Below are 310 nucleotides of genomic sequence, written 5' to 3' on the forward strand. Positions count from 1 at the left end.
TTTTAAGGTTATCGGCTGCTGAAAGCTTTGCCGGTATTGCACATCGACACTAAACCAGCGTGGTGACTCTGGTGTGGCCTTAGGGTCATAATAATCACTACTGGCATCGAACTGCGTGGGGTCTGCATAGGGACCTCGTGTCACTTCACCGATACCGACAATCGCGGGCACCTTGCAACTAGAGTGATAGATAAAGACCTTGTCACCCACTTGCATGCCATCGCGGATAAAATTACGGGCTTGGTAATTGCGTACCCCATCCCATACTGTAGTGCCGTTTTCGGCGGCTTGTAAGTCTGCCAGCGAAAAC

General features: G+C 50.6%; 1 protein-coding gene. It reads right to left on the reverse strand.

What is annotated here, in order from left to right:
- Positions 1-310: EVE domain-containing protein (locus tag CWB98_RS23620; protein ID WP_138546988.1), on the reverse strand; the 310-nt coding region annotated here is incomplete at both ends.

This window comes from Pseudoalteromonas rubra (assembly GCF_005887115.1).
Lineage (GTDB): Bacteria > Pseudomonadota > Gammaproteobacteria > Enterobacterales > Alteromonadaceae > Pseudoalteromonas > Pseudoalteromonas rubra_F.